This is a genomic window from Shinella granuli, from assembly GCF_004341885.1.
In the GTDB taxonomy this organism is placed as follows: Bacteria; Pseudomonadota; Alphaproteobacteria; order Rhizobiales; family Rhizobiaceae; genus Shinella; species Shinella granuli.
Genome location: NZ_SLVX01000067.1, coordinates 1 through 4807, shown reverse-complemented (window position 1 = coordinate 4807; position 4807 = coordinate 1). Strand labels below are relative to the sequence as shown.

At 56.2% G+C, this 4807-nt stretch carries 2 protein-coding genes and 3 pseudogenes; 2 read left to right on the top strand and 3 right to left on the bottom strand.

The annotated features are described in order from the left end of the window. Nucleotides 1-93 precede the first annotated feature (93 nt). Together EV665_RS31725 and nrdF are read left to right on the top strand one after the other, a co-directional pair. Nucleotides 94-552: pseudogene (locus EV665_RS31725) on the top strand (class 1b ribonucleoside-diphosphate reductase subunit alpha); the annotation flags it as partial. A gap of 16 nt (nucleotides 553-568) precedes the next feature. Then, entirely contained in the window at nucleotides 569-1558 is a 990-nt protein-coding gene (nrdF, locus tag EV665_RS31720; protein WP_133037231.1) for a class 1b ribonucleoside-diphosphate reductase subunit beta, read from the top strand. Between the two features lie 189 nt (nucleotides 1559-1747). Here nrdF and EV665_RS31715 read toward each other — a convergent pair whose 3' ends face one another. The 3 genes and pseudogenes from EV665_RS31715 to EV665_RS31705 form a co-directional block, all read right to left on the bottom strand. Further along, nucleotides 1748-3862, bottom strand: coding sequence for a TonB-dependent siderophore receptor (locus EV665_RS31715; protein WP_210234718.1), 2115 nt, complete (start codon nucleotides 3860-3862; stop codon nucleotides 1748-1750). Between the two features lie 111 nt (nucleotides 3863-3973). Then, a pseudogene (locus tag EV665_RS31710) lies at nucleotides 3974-4495 on the bottom strand (DJ-1/PfpI family protein); the annotation flags it as partial. A 47-nt stretch (nucleotides 4496-4542) separates the two neighbouring features. Then, nucleotides 4543-4716, bottom strand: a pseudogene (locus EV665_RS31705) (IS3 family transposase); the annotation flags it as partial. Between the last annotated feature and the right edge of the window lie 91 nt (nucleotides 4717-4807).

Sequence of the window (4807 nt, the reverse complement as noted above, 5' to 3'; positions counted from 1 at the left end):
TGCAATTGCACGCCATCACAAGACAGGCCCGGTAAAAACGCGCCCAGCAGCATTAACCCAGCCTACAGGCAATGTGGTGTGTCCGTCGCGCTCACGGACGACTGGCGGGAACTGAAGGCGGCTGTCATGGAAGGCGGGCTCTATAACCAGAACCTGCAGGCCGTGCCGCCGACAGGCTCGATCTCCTACATCAACCACTCCACGTCCTCGATTCACCCGATCGTGTCGAAGATCGAAATCCGTAAGGAAGGCAAGATCGGCCGCGTCTATTATCCGGCCGCCTTCATGACCAACGACAACCTCGACTATTACGAAGATGCCTACGAGATCGGCCCGGAGAAGATCATCGACACCTATGCGGCGGCCACCCAGCATGTCGACCAGGGCCTGTCGCTGACGCTGTTCTTCCGCGACACGGCAACGACCCGCGACATCAACCGGGCGCAAATCTACGCCTGGAAGAAGGGCATCAAGACCATCTACTACATCCGCCTTCGCCAGATGGCGCTGTCCGGCACGGAAGTGCAGGGTTGCGTCTCATGCGCGCTGTGATCCGGGGGAAACGAACATGAATATTCAAGTGAAAGCCAAAGTCCCGCAGCCTTCGAACCGTATCCGCGCCATCAACTGGAACCGCATCGAGGACGACAAGGACCTCGAAGTCTGGAACCGGCTGACGGGGAACTTCTGGCTACCGGAAAAGGTGCCGCTGTCGAACGACATCCCGTCCTGGGCGACGTTGAAGCCCGAAGAGCAGAAACTCACCATCCGCGTCTTCACCGGCCTGACGCTGCTTGACACCATCCAGAATGGTGTGGGTTCCGTGCGGCTGATGGAAGATGCTGCGACCCAGCACGAGGAAGCCGTTCTGTCGAACATCTCGTTCATGGAGGCGGTCCACGCACGCTCCTATTCGTCGATCTTCTCGACGCTATGCTCGACCCCTGACGTAGACGACGCATATCGTTGGTCGGAAGAGAACGAGTTCCTACAGCGAAAATCGGCGCTGATCATGGAGCAATATGTCTCGGGCGATCCGCTGAAGAAGAAGGTAGCCTCGGTCTTCCTCGAAAGCTTCCTGTTCTATTCCGGCTTCTATCTGCCGATGTACTGGTCGAGCCGAGCCAAGCTCACCAACACCGCCGACATGATCCGTTTGATCATCCGCGACGAGGCTGTGCACGGCTACTATATCGGCTACAAGTTCCAGCGCGCCGTAGAGCGCCTGCCCGAAGCGAAACGGCAGGGCATCAAAGACTTTGCTTTCGATCTCCTTCTCGAGCTGTACGACAACGAGGCAAAGTACACGGAAGCGCTCTACGACGCGGTCGGCCTGACTGAAGACGTCAAGAAGTTCCTGCACTACAACGGCAACAAGGCGCTGATGAATCTTGGATACGAGGCGCTGTTTCCGCCGGAAGCCTGCAAGGTCAATCCTGCGATCCTGTCTGCCCTCTCGCCGAATGCCGACGAGAATCACGACTTCTTTTCCGGCTCGGGCTCTTCCTACGTCATTGGCAAGGCCGTTGCGACAGAAGACGAGGATTGGAATTTTTAAGTCAACGCAACGCGATCAAATTGAATTCTTGGATGCGTGAAAGAGCGCCTGTGCTAAGCTGCTGCACTGGGGTCGGATATCCAGTGCATGCCCTTTTCGATATCTAGGAGGGGCGTGAGCTTTTTCTCTGTTTAGACGTGATGGCGCCTCCTTATTGGAGACGCCATGTCTCCTACAAATCCTGCCGGCTCAAAAGCGTTGTGAAATCATCAGATACACGGAGCGCCCCGGTGCAGCCGCGACACCACCTGTCAAATACTGGAATGGCAGATAATATTTCTCGTCGGTCAGATTCTTGACGATGAGGTTGGCCGAGAATCCGTCATGCTTGTAGCGAATTGCGGCATCCGCAGTGATATAAGCCTCCGTCTTGTATATATTCATCAAATCGGTCGGTGCCCCTGACGCGGCATGGATGCCGGCTCCAGTGCTCCAGCCTGAGAGCGGGCCATCATCACCGAAGGAATAATCAATCCAGAGGCCGCCTGAGTGACGCGGAATCTGGTTGAGCTTGTTTCCAGCCGAAGCGCCGCCCGGGATGTCCTTCGTGAGTTCGGCATCAACGTAGGCGTAGTTGGCCATGACTTTCCAGTGCTCGTCGGGCTGCCAGCTGAGCTCTGTGTCGAAGCCGCGGGATCGCTGCTGTCCGATCGCGAGACTTGTGAGCATCATAGGGTCTGCCGGATCGGTGACAGGCACATTTGATCGCTCGATCTGAAACACCGCCGCACTACCCGAGAAGCCGTAGTCGAGATCGAATTTGATCCCAGCCTCATATTGCTTCGATGTCTCGGGTACCGCCGGGCCTGAATAGAAATAAAACGGATTTCCTTTCATACCCTCGCTGTAGGAGGCAAAGACCGAGAATTCGTCGGTGATATCGAAGACCGCGCCTACGCGCGGAAGAAGCTTCGTTTTCGCGGTTATGTCGGTGCGACCGTAAGTCGGCGAATTCTGATCTATCTCAAGGCGCGAAAGCCTCAATCCCGCCAGAAGATGCAACCGGTCGGCATAGGTCGACTGCAATTGGGCGAAGGCGCCAAGCGTTTGATAGACGTTGTCACCATCGGACATCGCAATACCTGTCGGCTTCACGTAGTCCGGCCAACCGCCCGGGTTCAAAAAATCAACAGTGCCAGCAGGCATCATGTCCATGTACATGGTTGCCCGTTCGCTCATCCTGCTATAGTCGGCACCCATGACGACTTTATTGTCGAACATCTCCGACGAGAAATCTCCGACGACGTGCGACGAAATTGCAAACTCCTCTCGCTCCTCATCGACGGCTATATTGTATAGATTCCAGGAAGACGCGCCTGCATCTGGAGTGTTGCTGATAAAGTTCTGAGACCTCTGTTCATAAGCGCTCTTGCCATAGCGTAATTTTGTGCTGCTCGACCACGTATCGTTAAATTCGTGATCGAGCGTTAATGTCACATTCTTCGTGTCTGAGAAGCTGTCTGGAATATCAGGATTTCCAACGAAGAGGTCACGGTCGAGCCGGAATGGACCGGTGAGCGTCCCGGTAATAGGTAGTCCTTGATATTCGGGCTGCTGCCACCGGGAGACGCGCCCCTGGATCGTCACTGTCGTGTCGTCATTGTTGGTGAGCATTAATGTCGGATTGAAGGAATAGCGCTTGGTCTCGATGACATCGACCTCGGAGGCTGACTTGACATAGCTTCCGGTTCCGCGAAACAAGACAGTGCCTTCACTGTTGAGTGGCTGATTTATATCGAAGAATGGTGCGTAGTAATCATCGCTTCCGATCGTGCCGCCGATTTCTACGAACTTTTCCGCGGTGGGTATCTTCGAGACGACGTTGATGACGCCACCGAGCGGAGCGCCGACGCCACCCCCGTAAAGGATAGCGTTTGGACCTTTCAACACCTCAATTCTTTCGACATCGGAGAATGCGTTGGGATCGCCGCTTTGAAGATAGGTCGTCATTCCGTCGAGATACTGCTCAGCCACAAACCCCCTGATGAAGTTTGTATTATAGATAGGTGTCTGCAAAACGGGTTGGCCGACCGCGCCGCTGACGTTCTTCAGGGCCTCGCCGATCGAAGTGATACCCTGATCGTCAATGACGCTGCGTGGCACAACCTGGATTGACTGCGGTATTTCGCGAAGGGGTGTGTCGGTTAGGGTAGAGCTCGTCGCCGTAAGCGCACGATATCCGTCGACCTCGCCGGCAGTCGTAGAAACAACCCGTCCTCCTTTCGAAGCCTCGATAATAATCGGTTCGAGTTCCGTCGCCGATTGCTCCTGTGCAAAAGACGGGGTTGCCAGCGTCGTGCTCATCAGGAGCACAAGTTTCAAATGTCTCATTGTCAAAAGTCCAGATCTCGAGCGCCAGCCGCGGGCGGTAGCTTCGTTGCACGGCGCACAATTGGGAGAGGGGAAAGGTCTTGATTATCTCGTAAAGGATGTTGCCAGCGCCTCGGCCTGCTTTGTGAAACCGGCGGCCAGCTCGACCATGGCCTGTTTCACATCGATGGGAGCGGTCTTCATCGACCCGGCATTGAAGGGCGGATGCGGATCGTATTCGCTCATGAGCTGGCTGCATTCGGCGTAAATTTGGTCGCGCAGTTCAGCGACCATGGAAAGGCCGAAGTCCAATCCGGCGGTCACGCCAGCACCTGTGATCCTGTTGCGGTCGCGGACCACCCGTTCGTCAGTCGGGATCGCGCCAAAGCCTGCCAGTGCATCCCGGCACGACCAATGTGAAGTGGCCTTGTAACCTTGAAGCAGGCCTGCCGCTCCAAGAATCAACGAGCCTGAGCAGACGCTGGTGATATACTTTGCCCGAGCGCCACGATCGGCCATGAAGGCAATCGTGTCAGGATCCGTCGCTGCGGCGATCGTCCCATCCGTGCCACCGGGTGTAAACAGCACCGTGAGGTCGCGAGGGCAGGTCTCGAACGTTGCATCCGGAACAACCGTGAACCGCCCCGGGTTTGCCGGAGGCCTTCTGGTTTAAGTTATGCCGCCATGGCGGGTTCTTCCAGCATGGCGTAGTAGCGTTCCTCAGCTTCGGCCGGCGGGATGTTGCCGATGGGCTCCAGCAGCCGGCGATTGTTGAACCAGTCGACCCAGGTCAGCGTGGCGAACTCGACGGCCTCGAAGCTTCGCCATGGTCCGCGCCGATGGAGTATCCCTCCGCCGAAGGCCGTCTGCCCTGACTTGCTGATTGTCGTTAAGTCCATGGCTTATGTCATGCGCTACAATCATTTCCCCGATTGAGGT

Excerpts from the sequence above, each read along its gene's own strand:
- EV665_RS31715 (WP_210234718.1), bottom strand. The coding sequence starts at position 3,862 with ATGAGCACGACGCTGGCAACCCCGTCTTTTGCACAGGAGCAATCGGCG.
- nrdF (WP_133037231.1), top strand. The coding sequence starts at position 569 with ATGAATATTCAAGTGAAAGCCAAAGTCCCGCAGCCTTCGAACCGTATC.